This is a genomic window from Allobranchiibius sp. GilTou73, assembly GCF_021391335.1.
In the GTDB taxonomy this organism is placed as follows: Bacteria; Actinomycetota; Actinomycetes; order Actinomycetales; family Dermatophilaceae; genus Allobranchiibius; species Allobranchiibius huperziae.
In genome coordinates, this window is the sequence record NZ_CP090051.1 from 1,097,479 (window position 1) to 1,112,853 (window position 15,375).

Sequence of the window (15,375 nt, forward strand, 5' to 3'; positions counted from 1 at the left end):
GCGCTGAGGATGGCGAGTCAGGACTGGCTGGAGAAGGATTTCTACGCGATTCTCGGCGTCTCGCAGGACGCGTCGGACGCGGAGATCAAGAAGGCCTACCGCAAGCTGGCGCGCACGTGGCACCCGGACCAGAACCCCGGTGACACCGCGGCGGAGCAGAAGTTCAAGGACATCGGCGAGGCCAACTCGGTGCTGTCCGACCCCGATCGGCGCAAGGAGTACGACCAGCTGCGTCAGATGGTCGGTGGCGGCGCGCGCTTCACGGCCGGCGGCCCGGGCGGGATGCCCGGTGGCGGCGCGGGCGGCTTCGAGGACCTCTTCTCCCAGTTCGGCGGTGCCCGCACCTCGGGTGGTGGCGCCGGGGGCCAGCAGATCAACCTCGACGACATCCTGGGCCGGTTCGGTGGGGGTGGATCGCCGTTCGGCGGTGGCGGGTACGGCGGCTTCGGCGCACCCAGCCGCGGAGCCGACCTCGAGGCGCGTACGACGCTCAGCTTCCGGTCCGCGGCCGAGGGCCAGACCGTCTCGCTGCAGGCGGCGGACGGCGCGACCATCAAGACGCGCATCCCCGCCGGGGTGAAGGACGGCCAGACGATCCGGCTGCGCGGCAAGGGCCAGCCCGGTGAGGCGGGCGCCGGGGACCTGCTGCTGCGGGTCACCGTCGAGCCGCACCCGGTCTTCGGCCGGGACGGCAACAACCTGACCGTGGACCTGCCGGTCACGTTCGCCGAGGCGGCGCTGGGCGCCACGGTCTCCGTGCCGACGCTCGAAGGGGCACCGGTGAAGGTCAAGGTCGCCGCAGGGACGCCGTCCGGCCGCAAGCTGCGGGTCAAGGGCCGCGGCGTGAAGACCTCGTCCACGACCGGGGACCTGATCGCCACGGTCTCGGTCGTCGTACCGACCACGCTCACCGACGAGACCCGGGCCGCCATCGAGACGCTCGCCACGGACGCCGACGGCGACCCGCGCGCGGAGCTGTTCGCGAAGGCCCGCGCTTAACCGTCATGGCATCCAACCGTCCGGGTGAGGACACCCCGGTCTACGTCATCTCGGTCGCCGCCGAGCTGGCGGGCATGCACGCGCAGACGCTGCGCCAGTACGACCGGCTCGGTCTGGTGACCCCGTCACGCACCGGTGGCGGTGGCCGGCGCTACTCCAGCAGGGACGTGGCGCTCCTGCGGGAGGTGCAGCGGCTCTCGCAGGAGGAGGGGATCAGCCTCGCCGGCATCGCCCGGATCCTGGAGCTGGAGGAACAGGTCGAGACCCTTCAGCGGCAGGTCGATCAGCTCACCGAGCGTTTGGACGACGCGCGGGTCGTGGCGCAGGCCCGCACGTTCGCCGTGGGGCCGGACGGTCAGATCGTCGCCCTGCGTCCGGGGCAGCGCGCCGACCGCCCGCGGTCGGGCACGTCCCTGGTCGTCTGGGGCCAGCGCACCTGACACTTCTGGCGTCGGCGGGCTGCGCGCCGTCGATCGCGCAGCCGCCGGGCGCCGGACTCAGCTGTAGTCCGCGACCACTCGCCGGGTGGCGCCGTCGACCGTGACGTGGCCGCCGTACGGGAGGATCCATTGCGGCCGGGTGTGCCCGAAGGGCGGCCCGACCACGACGACCGCATCCGGGTTGTAGTCGCGCACGACGCCGATGATCGTGTCGCGTTGCTCGTCGCGTTTCGCGCGCCGCTCGTCGGCCGACGGCCGCGTGGTGAAGTCCGACGTGGGCGGCCGGGCGACGACGACCGCGTCGACCGCCGCGAGGATCCCTCGCTCGCCGAGCGACCGGGCGATGTAACCGAACTCGCGCGCCGGGATGAGCTCTTCCGACGACTCGAGCAGCAGGACCGCGCCGTCGAGGACGGAGGCGTCCGTCGGGAATCGGCCGGCTGTCAGCAACCACTGCACGACCTCGATGCACCCGCCCCAGGTGCGGCCGGTCACCGAGCGTGCGGGCCCGGACCAGGCCCACGGCTCGGTCGGTTCACGATCGCCGTACTGCGTGAGGGCGCGAGGGTCGCTCCAGTCGTACCCGAAGTCCTCGGACTCTCCGGGATCGATGAGCTCCAGCCGGTCCCCGGTCAGCAGCGCCGCCCGCAGGGACGCCTCGTGGATGGGGTCGACCCCGGGCCCCGGTCCGAGGTGGATCTGCGTGGAGCCGCCGTAGTAACCGGCGACGCCGTGGGTCCAGAGCCAGTTCAGCAGATTCGTGTTGTCGCTGTATCCGAGGAACGGCTTGGGGTCGCGCGTGACGAGCCCGGCGTCGAGATGCGGGATGACCGTGATCTGGTCGTCGCCGCCGATGGTAGCGATCACGGCGCGGATCTGCGGGTCGGCGAACGCGGCGTTCAGATCATCGGCCCGCTTGCGGGCCGGTGCGCCGAGGCGGCGGGTCGTCGGAAACTCGACGGGCACCAGGCCGGTGACCGACTGCAAACGCTGCAGAGCCTGCTCGTGCACCGCGGGAGCGACGGCCGGGGCGGCGAACGACGGCGACAGCACCGCGATCTTCTCCCCCGGGCCGGCCTTGCGCGGCGAGGTGATGTCCATGCCGGAACGCTATAGGCCGCGTCCACCGGATTCTCATGACGCACAATGCGGACATGCCGGCGCCTGCACACGTCTCGTCCCGCCTCACCCGACGTGGTCTGCTGGGCGGCGCAGCCGTCGCGGCGCTCGCCGGATGCTCCTCCGGCGCAACCGGATCGACGCCCACCGCGCAGGTGCTGAGCAGCAGTGGCACCAGCCGGACGACGTTCGCCCTGCAGGGCCGCTTCGCCTCGACGTACCTGAAGTCGACACCGACCTACCAGATCGTGCTGCCCTCGAAGTTGACCTCGATCGCTGCGGCCGGCGTGGTCATCGGTCTGCACGGGCGCGGCGGCGACCACACCTCGATCGTCGGCCTGCACGCGCAGGCCGCCGTCGACACCGCGTCCGCCTCGGCCCGCCGGCCGCTGGCTCTGGTCACGGTCGACTGCGGTGCCGACGGCTACTTCCACCGACGCGCGGACGGCACCGACGCCGGCGCGATGGTCATGCAGGAGTTGCTGCCGCATCTCGCGCAGCGCGGGATGTCGACAGGCAGGGTCGGGCTCTACGGGCTGTCGATGGGTGGGTACGGCGCGATGCTGCTCGCCACCCGCTACCCGACCATGGTGCGTGCCGTCGCGTCGGCGTCACCAGCGTTGTGGCTGTCCGCGGGTCAGACCCCGGCCGGGGCGTTCGACGACGCCGCGGACTTCGACCGCAACACGATCTTCGATCGCATTCCCGCCCTGGAACGGGTGCCGCTGCGCATCGACTGTGGCGACTCCGACCCGTTTGCGTCCGCCACGCACACCCTGAGAAGCCGTCTGAAGCCCTCTCCTGCGGGCGGATTCGCGCCGGGAAGCCATAACGGGTCGTTCTGGGCGGCGCACCTGCCCGCCGCGCTCACCTTCCTGGCGCAGCACTGATCTGCCGGCGGTCGACGAGTCCCGTCAATCGGTCGACGGCGCGACGTCGCAGGAGCAGGCGGCGACCGGGACCGGCCCGGCGTCGACTGTGACGGTGCGCTCGGCGCCCACTCCCGCGAGGTGGGTCCGCCGCGCAAGCCCCGCCGCCAGCGGCACGAGTGCCAGCACGACGGCGGCATAGACGAGCACCGTCGGACGCAGTCCGAAGGACTGGCTCGCGAAACCCGCCACGACGGCCGGGATGCTGAACGCCACGTAGCTCACGATGTACGTCGCCGAGAAGACCTGGCTGCGATGCTCCGGCTCCGTGCGGACGGCGAAGCCGGACAGGATGAGCAGGAACGAGCTGCCGAAGCCGAGGCCGCCGATCGCCGCGCCGACCACGTAGAGCGGCAGCGACTCGACCAGTACGGCGGCGATGGTCAACGCGAGTCCACCGCCGAGCGTGAGGAACCCGAGTACCTCGCGTCGGTGCTGCGGCAGCTTGGAGACCAACGCGGCGCCCACCGCGCCGGCGGCGAAGTTGGTGGCGACGACGAGGCCGGCGACGAAGTGGTTCTGGACGCCGAGGATGCGCGCCACGACCGATGAGCCGAGCGACAGGTAGAGACCCCCGAGCGCCCAGGTGGCGCAGAGCATCGGTACCGCGGCGAGGAAGGTCGCGCGGAGCGCGGCGGGCACTCCGACGCTCGGTCGCAGGGTGCGCCAGACGGACGGCCGCCCGGCATCCGCCGCGCGTGGCGCATCCGGGATGCGCACGAGCAGCAGCGCCAGGGCGACGTAGGCGATGAGCAGCACCCAGTAGACGAGGAGCCGGGGCGCGGGGGCCCACTGCACGAGCGCGCCGGCGAACGCCGACCCGAGGGCGATGCCGGCCACTGGCGCCGACGACGTCACGACCGAGCCCGTGCGGGGAGTGGCCTGTCGGTCGACGATGAGTGCGCTGATCGCTCCCATCGTCGCGCCGGTCGCGAGCCCCTGGACGATGCGGGCGGCCATCAGTCCGCCGGTGCCGTGGGCGTCGATGAAGAGCGCCATGCTGACGGCCAGCAGCAGGAGACCGCTGACGGCCACCGGGCGCCTCCCGATGTGGTCCGACAACGAGCCCACCGTGAGGAGGGCGAGCAGCAGCGCGAAGACGTAGACCGCGAAGATGAGGGTCAGCGTCGAGGGGGAGAAGTGCCAGAGCTGCTGGTAGAGCGGGTAGATGGGCGACGGAGCTCCGGAACCGGCGAAGATCGCGGTGGCGGCCGCGCCTGCCACGACGAACGCCGCGGGACGGTGCAGGGGTGTGAACACGGTGACCTCGAGTGTTAACGCAACGGGATTGGCTTTAGCCAACCGTAGCAGGCTCGGAGGCTTAACGGAAAGATCTTTGCAATAATGCCCGTATGACGTCCACTGCACCACTTCGTCGCACCGGTGGCCGCAGTGCCCGCGTGCTCGATGCCATCTACACCGCCGTCGGCCAGCTGATGGGCGAGGGCAAGCCCGACCGGCTGACCATCCCGGTGGTCGCCGAGCGAGCCGGGGTCAACCCCACGAGCATCTACCGTCGGTGGGGGGACATCGACGAGTTGTTGGAGGAGGTCGCCGTCGCGGCCCTCACCAAGGACGGCGACCGCGCACCGGACACCGGCTCGCTGGCGGGCGACCTGCAGGCCTGGGCCCGCATCGTCCTGGAGGACATCGGCACCCCGAAGCGCACCCGCTATCTGAGGGCCATGGTGGCCGCGCGGGACGGACTCGCGCCGGACTGCCCGTGCCTGGCTCAACGCCGCGTGATGGCAACGGAACTCATCGAGCGCACTGTGGCTCGCGGCGAACGCGCGCCGAGCGTGGAGCAGATCATCGACCACCTGGTGATGCCGCTCTACGGCCGGGTGCTGATGGGCCACCCGACCGATCAGAGCGACGCGGATCGCCTCGCGGCCGACGTACTCGCCCTCGCCGAGCGCGAGGTCGCGCGGACCGCGGGTCGGTGAGTCCTCAGGCGCTGTCGCGGTAGCCGGGATGCGCGTCCGGGTCTAGGCGGTCACCTTCGGACAGCGTGGCGAGCAGCGCGACCAGTTGCTCCCTCCTCGTGGCTGGCCTGCCCGCGAGACGGGTACGTCACAGGCACCACGCTCTCGGCGACGGGGGCAAGACGGCCTAGTCGCGCAGGCCACGGCGAAGTGTCGGGGGTGCCCGTGCCGTGGTGGAATCGATCGCATGGCAGACGTCGTCGTCCTGGGCTCACTCAACATTGACGTGGTCGTGCGGGCGCAGCGGCTGCCGACGGCGGGCCAGACGGTGACGGGCACGTCCGTCGAACGCCGACCGGGCGGGAAGGGCGCCAACCAGGCAGCCGCCGCCGCGCGGGCAGGCGTGGTCACCCGACTGATCGGCTGCGTGGGCGACGGCGACGAGGGGCCGGCCTATCGGGCGGCCCTCGCCGAGCGCAACGTCGACGTCGATGGGGTGCGCGTCCCGCCGGACGTCGCCACCGGGCACGCTCTCGTCACGGTCGACGACGCCGGCGAGAACACCATCGTGGTGGTGCCGGGAGCCAACGAGCAGGTCGGCGACGCCGAGGTTCAGGCCCTGCGCCTGCAGCCCGCCGATGTGCTCCTGCTCCAGTTGGAGGTGCCGGTCACGGCGGTGCGCGATGCGGTGCGCCAGGCGCGGGCGGTCGGGTGCACCGTCCTGCTGAACCCCTCGCCGTGGCAGCGCCTCGAGGACGAGCTGCTGGATGCCTGCGACACGGTGATCGTCAACGCGGTCGAGGCCGAGGAGCTGCGCGAGGCGGGGTTCGACATGGCGCGCGCTGTCGTGACCGCAGGATCCGGCGACGTGCGCTGGGGTGACGTGGTGGTGCCGGCAGAGCGGGTGGAGGATCCGGTCGACACCACCGGCGCTGGTGATGCCTTCGCCGGAGCTCTTGCCGCCGCGCTTGCTGGGGGAGCCGAACACCGTGCGGCGCTCGCCGCCGGCGTGCGGGCCGGGGCGGTGGCGGTGCTGCACGACGGCGCGCAGGACTGGCGTTTCTGATGCCGTGCCCGTGGCGTCCGGGTGTCGACCGCGCGGCGATCGGTCTGTTTGGCATGGTGGTGTCGTGATCGAGTACCTGCTGATCTTCCCCGAACGCGAGGACGCCGAGGACGTGGCCGAGGAGCTGCGCGCCGAGGAGGCCTTCACCCAGGTGCGGGTCACTCGCGAAGCACTCGCGGGAGAGGACGATTCGGAATCCCATGAGTGGGCCGTCTACGTCGGACTCGACACGATCGACGACCCCGCCTCAGCCCCAGCCCGTGCTCTGGTCGAACGTTTCACGGCGCTCGCCGAGGAGCATGACGGGTGGTTGGACGAGCGCGTCTGAGCGTCCGGCGGCAGTGCGTCAGCTGCAGTCGGAGGCCGGGCCCGCGTCCGGGGCGGTGTCACCGTCGTCGCCCGAGCGCTCCGCACGTGCGAGCAGCGCGGCCGTCTTCGCGGTGAAGACCGGGCTGTACGACGTGGCGTCGGTGCAGCCGCCTTCATCCGGGCCGCCGATGACCCCGGTGACCCGGGTAACCCCGTCGGCCCCGGTAGCCAGCCATGGACTGCCGCTCGAGCCGGACACGTAGCCGCCGCAGCGGAACGTCGGGTCGGTGACGGTCATGTCCAGGCCGACCGTGCACGACACGGCGTGGTCGTCGCGGCCGGCATTGAACCCCTGGACGGTGATGCTGGTCGAGGGTGCGGGAGTGTCGCCCAGTGTGTTCGCGCCCGTCACGTCCTGCAGCCGGCGCGTGGTGCCCCCCACCTCCGTGCGTGCCACTCGCAGGAAAGCGACGTCGTCGGCCTCACTCGTATCCGATTGCCAGGCGCTGTCCACGAAGACTGCTGTGACCGGCCAGACGCCGTACGGCGCGTCGCCGGCGTCGTAACCGGGCACGACCTTCATCCCCTTGCCGTTCCCCGACACGCAGTGGGCCGCGGTGATCAGGAGGTCGCCGGTGGTGCTGGACACGACGCTGGCCGTGCAGGTGTGGTCCTGGCTGACGTCGCCGCCGGAGAAGAGCGCCGCGACGGTCGGCAAGGCCCGCACACTGATGGAGTGCGGCTGATCGGACTGGTCCGATGGAGCGAAGAGCTCACCGGGCGGGAGACCGAGAGCGACCGCCGCGATGGCGGCGGCGATCGCGAGTTGCGTCGACGGCACTCCAACAAGCTAGTGCCCGCGCCTGGGAGGCGCGGGCACCGTTGCTGTGAGGGGAGCTTTCAGACGTGCTTCGCATCCGAAACGGCCGACGCGAGGTTGCCGAGCGACGCCTCCAGGTCCTTCTCGGGGACCAGGGGGAAGGTGATCTTGGACAGCAGGTCCTTGTCGGTCACCTTGCTCCAGTCGTAGGTGAGGGTGACGTTCGTCGAATCCGGGCCCTGCGGCTCGAGCTCGTACATCCACTCCCACCCGGGCGGTTCGGTGCCGGCCGGAGCCGTCTTCCAGGCGATCAGCTTGTCGGGCACATAGCCGGTCACGTGGTTGTCGGTCTGGTACTCCCCACCCATGTGATCACCCTCCATGTCGACGGTGAAGACGTCGCCGACCTTGGTGATGCGCTGGGGGTTGTCGACGCCGCGCACGAAACCGGAGCCGTCCAGCTCCTTGTGGCGGCGCGGATCGGTCAGCACATCGAAGATCACCTGCGCGGGCTCGTCGATCTGTCGTTGGACCACGATTCTTTTGTCATCACTCATGACTCCACCCTTGCTCGCGGACGTGCCGAACGCAACGCGTGTCCATGGCGGACCGTCATGCGCGCGCGGCGAGCACTGCTGTTGCGTGGCGGTCGAGGGCGTGCAATCGCGCGAGCGCCCTGTCCACCGTCACACTGTCCGCCGACCGCAGCGCCGACATCAATCGGGTCACTTCGGCGGGGTCGACGCCTGCTGCACGTGCGCACCGCAGGTTGGCCGGTGAGGTGAGGCCCATCGCCAGCACCTTGTCGGCCTGCACTCGGAGCGTCGGCCCGGACGGCGCGGCAGCCGCCGTGCGCAGTGCCGAGTACGCCACGCCGGTGAGCGCCGGGCTGAAAAGCGTCGCGTAGCCGACGTTCCCGGCCTTGTTCGGGTGGTAGGAGTCGACGATCGGATTGGACAGGCCGTTGATCCACTCGGTGCTGTCGCACACCGCGTGGCCGGTGAACGCCGCGCGCGGGTCGACGAAGGTGAACCCGGCGGCTCGCGCCTTCGTGCTGATCAGGCTGTCGAGGTCGTCGGTCGCGGAGTTGATGCCCTGCTCGTCCGAGGGGCTGAAGAAGGTCGCGAGGTTGCAGTCCTCGCCCTGGAAGATGTGCGGGTAGCCGCCGATGGCGACTTTGGCGGTAGTGGCGCGGCCGGCGATGGAGGAGAAGAGGGCGGCGTAGCGGCCGGGCATCGAGTTGGTCAGGATCGCGCGCCCGGTGTTGATGGAGCCCGCGCAGTCGCTGGCCCAGGCCGGTTTCGCGCATTCGGTGATGGTGTCGGCGAAGCCCACATCGTTTCCGCCGATCGTCATGGAGACGTACGACGTGGCGCTGCTGAGCGCTCCCAGCTGCTTACTGGTGACGTCGGCGGTGGTGGCGCCGCTGCAGGCCTGATAGCTGAGGGTGAGACCGCGCTGCTTGGCGATCAGCGGTGCGTAACCGTAGGGCGAGCGGTAGCACGTGCTGTCGGTGGAGCCGCCGCTCCCGACGCCTGCGGAATACGAATCGCCCAGTGCGACGTAGGTCTTCGTGACCGCATGAGCGGGGGTGGCGCCGAGCGCGGCGATGGTCAGGGTGGTGGCCAGTGCGCCCGCGAGGGTCGACAGGCGGGCAGGGGTTCTCATGTAACTCACCCTGTCGGCGCGCCACCTGGCCGACAACAAAGAGTTGCTATGGATCAGGTCAAGAGACCCCCCGCCATGCCATGACCGTGACCGTCTCTCGTCTGTTCAGACACGGTGACAACAAGCGTCTCAGTGCATCACATACGCCGGGTCGGACACCCCCAGCGTCCGCAGGAAACCGTCCGGGATCAGCACGTCGTCCGGGGTGAGGTCGTGCACGTCGGCCTTGCCGATGCCACGCAGCGCGGAGTCGATCCCGCCGCGCAGGACGTCCAGCACGTTCTCGACACCCGGCTGCCCGCCGGCCGCGAGCCCCCACAGGTACGCGCGCCCGATCAGCGCCGCCTTCGCGCCGAGCGCCACCGCCTTCACCACGTCGCTGCCGCGGCGCACTCCGCCGTCCAGGACGACATCGATCTGATCGCCGACGGCCTCGACGACCGCGGGCAGGCACCGGATCGTCGCCGGCGTGCTGTCGAGGTTGTTGCCACCGTGGTTGGACACCGAGATCGCGCTCACCCCGGCGTCCACGGCGCGCCGCGCGTCGTCGACCCGGCACACGCCCTTCAGCACGAATGTGCCACCCCACTCCTTCGCCATCCAGGCGATGTCGTCCCAGGTGGGCGGCGGCGTCTGCATCCACTCGCCGTACGCCTCGAAGAAGCCGGGTGCCCTGCTGCCCTCGGGTCCGAGGTTGGGGGCGGTCAACTCCGGGGGCGTCCGGTCTTGGCGAAGTCGAGGAACCAGCGCGGTCGGCGAATGGCTTCCGGCGACCGGGTGATCATGGTGCGCAGGTCCATCCGCGCCGGGATGATCGGGCTGCCCCAGTCGCGGCCGTTGGAGAAGGACCAGTCGGTCGTGGCGATCACACCGACCACGCCGGCCGCCCGCGCCCGCTCCATCCGGGTCGCCATCGCGTCCCGGCCACCCATCCAGTACATCTGGAAGAACGTCTGTGGGTTGGCGGCAACGACCTCCTCGACGGGTTTGCTCGCGAACGAGCTGAGCCCCATCGCCACTCCACGCGCGGCGGCCGCGCGCGCGACGGCGACCTCGCCCTCGGGGTGCACGGCCTGCACGCCGGTCGGCGAGATCATCACCGGCATCGACATGTCCTGGTCCAGCGCGCGGGTGGCCAGGGAACGCTCGGCCGGCTGTCCGGCGACGTGCGGCGCGAAGCCCAGCTCGCCGAAGGCGGCCATGTTGTCGGCGTACGTGACCCCCTTCTCGCTGCCCGCGAGCAGCGCCTTGTAGACCGACGGGGGGAGCCGCTTCTTCGCGCGTTCCTGCGCGACAGCGACCGTCTCGAACCAGCGGTGCTCAGCCATGGCGCGTTCCTTCTCTCGTGGGAATGAGGGGTCCGTCGCCCACGGGCGACGGTGGGGCGGTCCGGGTGGCGCACAGGGAGGTGAACGACGGAAGCAGGCACCGCGGCGAGCGCGCGGCGAGCGCACCGCTCCAGAGCCCGAACCCGTACGCCAGGTCGTCGGCGCGGCGGGCCAGCAGGTAGCGCACCGGGTCCAGCTCGCTCTCACGGTGCCCGCGGGCACCGCAGGTGAGCGCGGCGAGCACGAGCAACCGACGGGCGCGCCGCGACCGGGTCGCGAGCAGCAGCGCCACCGGCCAGTGGTGGCGGGTCAGTGCGGCGCCGGTCTGCATAGCGGCCGCGGTCAGGGACATCGCGGTGAGCGTCGCTCCGAGCCGGACCGGATGGTGGCGGTGCTTGGTGCGCACCCGCTGGGCGGTCAGGAGCAGCTGCACCCCGGCCAGAGCCACGGCCGCGGTGACGGTGCGGCGACGCTGGGTCGCGGCGAGCGCGACCACCGCCGCGCTCAGCGGATGCAGTCGCATCGGGGCGACCAGGGCCCCGTGCCGCTGCGCGAGCAGGGCCGCTCCGGTGCCGTAGAACGACTTGCGGGCGACCCACGCGCCCGCGGTCGTGCGGTGGTCGTGGTGCACGCGGGCCTCGGGTGCGTAGCGCGCCCGCCAGCCCGAGGCGACCATCCGCCACACGAGGTCGACGTCCTCGGCCACGTGCAGGTCGGGGTCGAACCCCGATCCGAGTGCGGCGACGCGCAGCATCAGGGTGGCCGACGGCAGGTAGGACAACCTGGTCAGCGGGGCGACGGGACCGGCGACGGGCCCGAGGTCCAGGGAGGAGGACGCCGCCTCGTATCGTGCGATCCATCCGGTGCCGCAGACCTTTGCGCCCATGATGCGCGGGCCGGCGACGCCGACCAGCGGATCGTCGAAGTGGCGGCGCAGGTGGGCGAGTGCGTGCTCCTCGGGGATCACGTCGGAGTCGATCACCGCGACGAAATCGGTGGTGCAGCAGGAGATCCCGGTATTGCGTGCGGCAGCCGGCCCGTGTGACACCTGATGACGCACGACCCGCGCCCCCGCTCGTTCGCACGCTGTCCGGACGGCCTCGGGATCGCGGGAGCCGTCGTCGACGACGACCACGTCGCCGACCGGCGGCAGAGCCGCCAGCAGGGCCTGGAGCGCCGAGGTGCGATCGCGCACCGGCACGACCACCGTGACGTCGTGCAACGCCCGCGCCGGGTCGGTCTCGGCCGGACGCGCCGGCCACAGCGGGTCGGCCATGCCGCGGTCGAAGAGCGCGCGGGACAGCACGGCGCCGGTGCGGTCGGAGACGGTGAAGTCGCCGTCCTGCAGCATTCGCACCGCGACCGGCGCCAGTCGCAGGATGCGTCCGCTGCGGGTGCCGAAGAGGGTCTGGCCGTCGTCGCAGCGCACGACGTCGTCGCTGAGCCGCACCCGCACGCCTGGCGGCACCAGGGAGTCGACGGTGCTCATGCGCCGAACCCGCCCGTCGCGTCGAAGATCGATCCGTGCGTGACCGGACCGGCGAGGCACGCGGTCTCGATGACCTGCGCGATGTCGTCAGGGGCGAGGGGTACGCGAGCGGTCATCTCCCGCGCGAGCTCGGAGGTGTCCGTCAGTCCGTAGATCGCGGCTGTCGCGGTCAGCATCGGCGTCGCGGTCGACCCGGGGGACACGGCGCTGACGGCGACGCCTCGGCCCTGCAGGTCGGCGGCCAGCCCGCGCACGAGCCCGACGACCGCGTGTTTCACGGTGCAGTAGGCCGCCAGGTGCCACAAACCCCGATCGCCGGCCGCGGACGCGATCGCGACGAACGAGGCGTCACCCCCGCCGTCCGCGGTCGCGAGCAGCGCCGGCACGCAGGAGGCCGCGGTGTTCCAGACGCCGACGACGTCGGTGCGCCACATCGCCTCCAGGACGGCGGGATCGGTGCTCCAGAGGTCGTCCCCGCCATCGATGAGCGCCGCCGCGGCCACCACGGTGCGCAGTCCGTCGGCGGCTGCCAGCGCGTCGGCGATACCCGCCGCCAAACCACGGGCGTCGCGTACGTCGGCCCGCACGGTCGTGACGCTGTCGCCGAGCTCGGCCTGCAGCATGGCCAGGTCTGCCGGTACGGCGCCCGCGAACCGCCCCTGCTCCGCGCCGAGGCACGCGTCGACCGCGATCACGTGCAGCCCGCGCTGCGCCAGTCGGCGGCAGGTCGCGGCACCGATGCCGCGGGCGGCGCCGGTGACCAGGGCGGCCGGACCCGTCACCGCGAGCCTGCCGGTACGCCGGGCGGCTGCGGCGATGCCACGGTCTCCCGGGCAGGGGCCGTCAGGAGTCCGGCGTCATCGACGCATCCGTGGCGGATGCGGTCGGCGACGTCGTGGGCGATCAGACCGCACAGGCGCGCGCCGTCCTCGGCGTTCGCCGTGCGCGGGTCTCCGAGGACGCCGGTCGGCGACACCGCGCGTACGCCACCCCTTCGCATGGCTGGGAGCAGCTGCTCGATCGCGCCGCCCGCGCCGCGGACCGCGCGCTCCATGTGCACGGACGCGGGGCGCAGGTGCAGCATCATGCTCGTCTCCACGTGGCCCGCATGCGCATCGCCGCCCGGCACTCCGGCCGCCACCCAGGAGGCGTCCCTGGACTCCGCGCGCAGCAGCCGCACCGCGTCGCGCACGGCCGCCGCGTTGCCTCCGTGGGCGTTGACGAAGACCAGGCGCGTCGTCCAGGTGCCGACGCTGCGGCCGATCTCGACCAGCACCGCGGTGAGCACGTCGCGCCCGATCGACACCGTGCCCGCGAAGTCCTGGTGCTCTCCCGAGGCGCCGTAGGCGACGACCGGGGCCACCGCGACATACTGGCCACCGGCCGTGAGGAGTTCGGCCGCCGCCGTCGCTGCGGCGACGGCGATCACGCTGTCGGTGTCGAGCGGCAGATGTGGCCCGTGCTGCTCCAAGGATCCGACCGGCACGATCATCGTCGGGCCACCCTCGGCCTGCGGGGGAGGTCCACTGCGCGAACGAGGACGCGGGCGGGCCGGGCGGCGTCTGACGTGCACCGGGCCCGCTCGACCCGCCCGGCCCCGTGATCATCCGCGCAGACCGGCGAGCGGGTTCTCGTCGCAGGCCCGCTCCGGGCGGTGGGTCTGCAGCGTCAGCGGCACCGGCTGATTGCGCACCGGACCCCGGTGGGAGTGGTCCTGCGAGGGCTGCGGGCGCACCGAGGCCGGGACGGCTCCGTTGCCCTTCACACACTCCGGATCAGGACCGTCCAGGGGCAGGCCGGTGAAGAACTTCGCGGCCATGCACCCCCGCGGCACGAGTCGTATGCGCTGCAGTGCGTGCACGCCCCGCCGGACTGCGGGGATCGCAGTTCGGTGAACAACTCCGACTCCCCCCAGACCGGTGCGAACCCCGCGCCGCGCACGTTGCCCGCGCGGAACCGGTCGTGGATCGCGAACGGGCAGGCGTAGACGTCTCCGATCGGATCGATCAGGCACACCACGCGTCCGGCGCCGCACAGGTTGAGCCCGGGCAGGGCTTCGCCGTATGCCGACAGGTGGAAGAACGAGTCGCCCGTCAACACCCCCTCGCCGTGCGCGACCAGCCAGTCGTAGAGCAGCCGCTGCTGTTCCGGCAGCGGGTGCAGCTCGCCCCACGTGTCCGCGCCGCGGCCGGCGGGACGCAACCGGGTCAGGCGCAGCTGCGCGTTGTACCGGTCGGCGATGGCCTTGAACTCATCCAGCTGCGGAATGTTCTCCCGCGTGCAGACCACCGAGATCTTGGTGTCCTTCATGCCGGCGTCGGCCAGGTATCCGAGGGCTCGCAACGCGCGGTCGTAGGTGCCGGCTCCGCGTACGGCGTCGTTCACCTCCGCCGTCGCACCGTCCAGGGAGATCTGCACGTCGAGGTAGTCGGTGGACGCCAGGCGCTCCGCGCGCTCCTTGGTGATCTGGAAACCGTTGGTGGAGAACTTGACTCCCACGTAGTTGTCGACCGCGTAGTCGACCAGCTCCCAGAAGTCCGGACGCACGGTCGGCTCGCCGCCGCCGATGTTCACGTAGAAGATCTGCATGCGCTTGAACTCGTCGATCAGCGCCATGCACTCCTGCGTGCTGAGCTCCCGCGGGTCGCGCCGACCCGAGGAGGACAGGCAGTGCACGCACGCCAGGTTGCACGCGTACGTCAGCTCCCAGGTGAGACAGATCGGGGCATCCAGGCCCTGCTCGAAGCGCTCGACCAGGCGCGGTTCCACCATCGTCATGCCGCCACCTCCGCCGGCCGCAGCATGCGGTGCTCCGCTAGCCGGGTGAGCGCCTCGAGGTAGCGCGGCCACTGCTCCTGCGGCACGTCGGCCGCCACCAGGGCGGCCTCGACGTCGCCGCCGTCCCCGAGGGCGCGCACGACCCGGACCAGGCCCGGTGACTTCAGGAAGGTCAGACGGCGGCTGTCGAAGTCGTAGGCGAGAGCGCCGAACGGCTCGGGGCGCAGGGCCACCGAGCCGCTCAGCTCCCAATGTTCGTGCAGCATCAGTAGACGCCGCACATTCCGTCGATGGACACGTCCTCGACGAGGCTCTCCTCCACGGGAGCCTCGTCCGCCCGGTCCTCGACCTGCGTGTCGGCGACCTGCTCCTGCTGGTCAAGGTCAGCTGGCATCACGAACTCCCTCCGGCTCGCGCACCCTTCTGGGCCCGCTCGTGACCGCAACGCTATGCCCGCGTCCCCGCACGGGGCACTGCTCGCTGGTCGAGGGCAACCTGCCCGAAC

At 71.5% G+C, this 15,375-nt stretch carries 20 protein-coding genes; 6 read left to right on the forward strand and 14 right to left on the reverse strand.

Annotated features, from left to right (window positions below; genetic code table 11):
- Positions 1–9: 9 nt before the first annotated feature.
- The gene (locus LVQ62_RS05505; RefSeq protein WP_179483152.1) at positions 10–999 is read left to right on the forward strand and encodes a DnaJ C-terminal domain-containing protein; all 990 of its coding nucleotides are present in this window, start codon (positions 10–12) and stop codon (positions 997–999) included.
- Positions 1,000–1,004: 5 nt separating this feature from the next.
- The gene (locus LVQ62_RS05510; RefSeq protein WP_179483151.1) at positions 1,005–1,439 is read left to right on the forward strand and encodes a heat shock protein transcriptional repressor HspR; all 435 of its coding nucleotides are present in this window, start codon (positions 1,005–1,007) and stop codon (positions 1,437–1,439) included.
- 57 nt (positions 1,440–1,496) lie between these two features.
- On the opposite strand, the gene LVQ62_RS05515 is transcribed toward LVQ62_RS05510, so the two are convergent.
- On the reverse strand, positions 1,497–2,540 hold the full coding sequence (locus LVQ62_RS05515) for a S66 peptidase family protein (RefSeq protein WP_233766168.1): 1,044 nt from the start codon (positions 2,538–2,540) through the stop codon (positions 1,497–1,499).
- Positions 2,541–2,593: 53 nt separating this feature from the next.
- Here LVQ62_RS05515 and LVQ62_RS05520 point away from each other — a divergent pair, with 53 nt between their 5' ends.
- A complete protein-coding gene (locus LVQ62_RS05520) occupies positions 2,594–3,448 on the forward strand; it encodes an alpha/beta hydrolase family protein (RefSeq protein ID WP_233766181.1) in 855 nt (284 codons plus the stop codon).
- Positions 3,449–3,472: 24 nt separating this feature from the next.
- Here the strand turns inward: LVQ62_RS05520 and LVQ62_RS05525 are convergent, their stop codons facing one another.
- Complete coding sequence (locus LVQ62_RS05525; RefSeq protein WP_233766184.1) at positions 3,473–4,747, reverse strand: MFS transporter; 1,275 nt, start codon at positions 4,745–4,747, stop codon at positions 3,473–3,475.
- Between the two features lie 92 nt (positions 4,748–4,839).
- On the opposite strand from LVQ62_RS05525, the gene LVQ62_RS05530 reads away from it, so the two are divergent.
- From LVQ62_RS05530 to LVQ62_RS05540, 3 genes are all read left to right on the forward strand, one after another.
- Positions 4,840–5,433, forward strand: coding sequence for a TetR/AcrR family transcriptional regulator (locus tag LVQ62_RS05530; RefSeq protein ID WP_179483147.1), 594 nt, complete (start codon positions 4,840–4,842; stop codon positions 5,431–5,433).
- Positions 5,434–5,659: 226 nt separating this feature from the next.
- On the forward strand, positions 5,660–6,478 hold the full coding sequence (locus LVQ62_RS05535) for a PfkB family carbohydrate kinase (RefSeq protein ID WP_233766186.1): 819 nt from the start codon (positions 5,660–5,662) through the stop codon (positions 6,476–6,478).
- Between the two features lie 64 nt (positions 6,479–6,542).
- Positions 6,543–6,806 (forward strand): ribonuclease E inhibitor RraB, encoded by a 264-nt coding sequence (locus tag LVQ62_RS05540; protein ID WP_179483142.1) that lies wholly within the window; start codon positions 6,543–6,545, stop codon positions 6,804–6,806.
- A gap of 18 nt (positions 6,807–6,824) precedes the next feature.
- Here LVQ62_RS05540 and LVQ62_RS05545 read toward each other — a convergent pair whose 3' ends face one another.
- The 12 genes from LVQ62_RS05545 to mftA all read right to left on the reverse strand — a co-directional run bounded on the left by LVQ62_RS05545 (position 6,825) and on the right by mftA (position 15,264).
- Positions 6,825–7,628, reverse strand: coding sequence for a serine protease (locus tag LVQ62_RS05545; RefSeq protein WP_233766201.1), 804 nt, complete (start codon positions 7,626–7,628; stop codon positions 6,825–6,827).
- A 59-nt stretch (positions 7,629–7,687) separates the two neighbouring features.
- On the reverse strand, positions 7,688–8,164 hold the full coding sequence (locus tag LVQ62_RS05550; protein ID WP_233766205.1) for an SRPBCC family protein: 477 nt from the start codon (positions 8,162–8,164) through the stop codon (positions 7,688–7,690).
- Positions 8,165–8,219: 55 nt separating this feature from the next.
- On the reverse strand, positions 8,220–9,275 hold the full coding sequence (locus tag LVQ62_RS05555) for an SGNH/GDSL hydrolase family protein (RefSeq protein WP_233766207.1): 1,056 nt from the start codon (positions 9,273–9,275) through the stop codon (positions 8,220–8,222).
- Between the two features lie 129 nt (positions 9,276–9,404).
- Positions 9,405–9,983, reverse strand: a complete 579-nt coding sequence (locus tag LVQ62_RS17470; RefSeq protein ID WP_255696532.1) for an alpha-hydroxy-acid oxidizing protein — start codon at positions 9,981–9,983, stop codon at positions 9,405–9,407.
- On the reverse strand, positions 9,980–10,603 hold the full coding sequence (locus tag LVQ62_RS17475; RefSeq protein WP_255696533.1) for an alpha-hydroxy-acid oxidizing protein: 624 nt from the start codon (positions 10,601–10,603) through the stop codon (positions 9,980–9,982). The genes LVQ62_RS17470 and LVQ62_RS17475 overlap by 4 nt, the downstream gene beginning before the upstream one ends.
- Positions 10,596–12,092: a mycofactocin biosynthesis glycosyltransferase MftF gene (gene mftF, locus LVQ62_RS05565; RefSeq protein WP_233766209.1), complete on the reverse strand. Its 1,497-nt coding sequence runs from the start codon at positions 12,090–12,092 to the stop codon at positions 10,596–10,598. The genes LVQ62_RS17475 and mftF overlap by 8 nt, the downstream gene beginning before the upstream one ends.
- On the reverse strand, positions 12,089–12,874 hold the full coding sequence (locus LVQ62_RS05570; RefSeq protein ID WP_233766211.1) for a mycofactocin-coupled SDR family oxidoreductase: 786 nt from the start codon (positions 12,872–12,874) through the stop codon (positions 12,089–12,091). Before LVQ62_RS05570 ends, mftF begins: the two co-directional genes overlap by 4 nt.
- The gene (mftE, locus tag LVQ62_RS05575; protein WP_255696534.1) at positions 12,871–13,665 is read right to left on the reverse strand and encodes a mycofactocin biosynthesis peptidyl-dipeptidase MftE; all 795 of its coding nucleotides are present in this window, start codon (positions 13,663–13,665) and stop codon (positions 12,871–12,873) included. Before mftE ends, LVQ62_RS05570 begins: the two co-directional genes overlap by 4 nt.
- Positions 13,666–13,695: 30 nt before the next feature.
- Positions 13,696–13,857, reverse strand: a complete 162-nt coding sequence (locus tag LVQ62_RS05580) for a hypothetical protein (RefSeq protein WP_233766229.1) — start codon at positions 13,855–13,857, stop codon at positions 13,696–13,698.
- Positions 13,854–14,870, reverse strand: coding sequence for a mycofactocin radical SAM maturase (gene mftC, locus LVQ62_RS05585; protein ID WP_233766234.1), 1,017 nt, complete (start codon positions 14,868–14,870; stop codon positions 13,854–13,856). Before mftC ends, LVQ62_RS05580 begins: the two co-directional genes overlap by 4 nt.
- Complete coding sequence (mftB, locus tag LVQ62_RS05590; protein WP_233766238.1) at positions 14,867–15,136, reverse strand: mycofactocin biosynthesis chaperone MftB; 270 nt, start codon at positions 15,134–15,136, stop codon at positions 14,867–14,869. Before mftB ends, mftC begins: the two co-directional genes overlap by 4 nt.
- Entirely contained in the window at positions 15,136–15,264 is a 129-nt protein-coding gene (gene mftA, locus LVQ62_RS05595) for a mycofactocin precursor MftA (RefSeq protein WP_179483132.1), read from the reverse strand. The genes mftB and mftA overlap by 1 nt, the downstream gene beginning before the upstream one ends.
- Between the last annotated feature and the right edge of the window lie 111 nt (positions 15,265–15,375).